At 62.4% G+C, this 2,224-nt stretch carries 2 protein-coding genes; both read left to right on the forward strand.

Going from position 1 to position 2,224, the window contains the following annotated elements:
• Positions 1–1,251 (forward strand): ABC transporter substrate-binding protein (locus EN745_RS33825; protein ID WP_145992303.1); only part of this gene is annotated, 1,251 nt, incomplete at its 5' end.
• Between the two features lie 224 nt (positions 1,252–1,475).
• A partial coding sequence (locus tag EN745_RS33830; protein WP_145992304.1) for an ABC transporter permease occupies positions 1,476–2,224 on the forward strand: 749 nt, incomplete at its 3' end.

Consider the following 2,224-nt stretch of genomic DNA (forward strand, 5'->3'; position numbering starts at 1 on the left):
GGCGTGACGTGGTCGAATGGCGATGCCTTCACCGCCGATGACGTCATCTTCAACCTGAAGCGCTGGGCCGACAAGAAGGCCGAAGGCAATTCGATGCCTGGCCGTCTGGGCACCCTGGTCAAGGACGACAAGCTGGACGAAAGCGCCGTCACCAAGGTCGACGACATGACCGTCAAGCTGAAGCTCGGCAAGCCCGACATCGCGCTGATCCCGAATATGTGCGACTACCCAGGCCTGATCGTCCACAAGACCTTCGACGAGAAGGGCGGCGACTTCAAGGCCTGCCCGATCGGCACCGGCCCGTTCGAGCTCGTCTCCTACGATGTCGGCCAGAAGGTGGTCTACAAGCGCCGCGAGGACAACAAGTGGTGGGACGGTGAAGTCTTCCTCGACGGCATCGAGTTCATCGACTACGGCACCGATCCGGCGGCCATGGTCAGCGCCTTCGAGGCCGGCGAAGTCCACACCAATTTCGAGACTTCGGCCGACTATGTGTCGATCCTCGACGGCATGGACCTGGTGAAGTCGGAAGTGGTGACGGCGTCGACGATCGTGTGCCGCACCAACATCAACAACAAGCCGTACGACGACCAGAAGGTCCGCAACGCGCTGCAGCTCGCGGTCGACAACAATGTCGTGCTCCAGCTCGGCTACGGCAATGCGGGCACTGTTGCCGAGAACCATCACGTCTGCCAGATCCACCCGGAATATTACGAGCTGGCAAAGGTGGCGCGCGATCCGGCCAAGGCCAAGGCGCTGCTGGCGGAAGCCGGCCAGGCCGATTTCGAGCATGAGCTGATCACCGTCGACGAGGATTGGCACAAGAACACCGGCGATGCGATCGCCGCGCAGATGCGCGACGCCGGCATCAAGGTGAAGCGCACGGTGCTGCCGGGCTCGACCTTCTGGAATGACTGGACCAAATATCCGCTGTCGATGACCAACTGGAACATGCGCCCGCTCGGCGTCCAGGTGCTCGCGATCGGCTACCGCTCCGGCGAGGCCTGGAACGAGACGGCCTTTGCGAACGCCGACTGGGATGCCAAGCTCAACGCAGCGCTGGCCGTCGCCGACGCCGCCAAGCGCAAGGACATGATGAAGGACATCGAGCAGATCCTGCAGGATTCCGGCATCATCATCCAGCCCTACTGGCGCAAGCTCTACAGCCACTCGGTCAAGGCGGTGCAGAACTACAAGATGCACCCGACCTTCGAACGCGACTATGGCAAGGTCTGGCTCGACCAGGCGTGATCGGACCGATTGGGGAAGGGGCCTTGCTCCTTCCCCTCACTCCCCGCACAATGCAGGAACCGGAAGCCGGCGCCTTGAGAGGGCGTGGGTTCTTCCGGCAACGGCGTGCAACGAAAACAGGGTTGATCGCATCCGAGAGCCCGTTTGATAGGCAGCCTGGCCGCTAGTGGCCGAGCTGGACAGCAAACAGGCTCCAACCCCAACCAGACCGGCAGGGGGCCGCCATGCTTTCTTTCATCCTCAGGCGTCTTGGCACGATGGCATTGACGATGCTGTGCCTGACACTGGTCGTCTTCTTCCTGATCAATCTCAACCCGAACCTGAAGAAGCTGGCGATCAGCCAGACCGAAATGCATACGTCGGCCGAGCAGCTCGAGGACTGGCTGGTCAACCATGGCTACCGGCAGAACTTCTTTGCCCGCTACGGCCAGTGGCTGGGCGTGCTGCCCAAGCAGCCGGTGACCGACCCGGCGACGGGCAAGCCGACGCAGCGCTTCTCCTTCTGCAACGATCCGGTCGTGCCGACATTCTCCGGCGTGCTGCAGGGTGACTTCGGCTGCTCGACCAAATTCAAGACCAGCGTGGCGTCAAAGCTCTTTCCAGCACTCAGCGCGACCGGCATCCTGATGCTCTGCGTCCTGCTGGTGATGGTGCCGATCTCGCTCCTGGTCGGCATCCTTGCCGGCATGCGCGAGGGCTCGCGCACCGACCGCACGCTGTCGGTCGCCTCAATCGCCTCGACGGCGACGCCGGAATATGTCTCGGGCGTCATCTTCACCGTCATCTTCGCGTCCTGGCTCGGCTGGCTGAACGGTTCGGCCGCCTCGGCCAGCCAAGGCATCACCTTCTACAATTTCACGCTGCCGGTGATGACGCTGGCGATCTACGGCATCGGCTACATTGCGCGCATGACACGCGCCTCGATGGTCGAGGTGATGACGCAACAATATATCCGCACGGCTCGCCTCAAGGG

It is taken from the genome of Mesorhizobium sp. M4A.F.Ca.ET.022.05.2.1 (genome assembly GCF_003998845.1).
Taxonomy (GTDB): Bacteria; Pseudomonadota; Alphaproteobacteria; order Rhizobiales; family Rhizobiaceae; genus Mesorhizobium.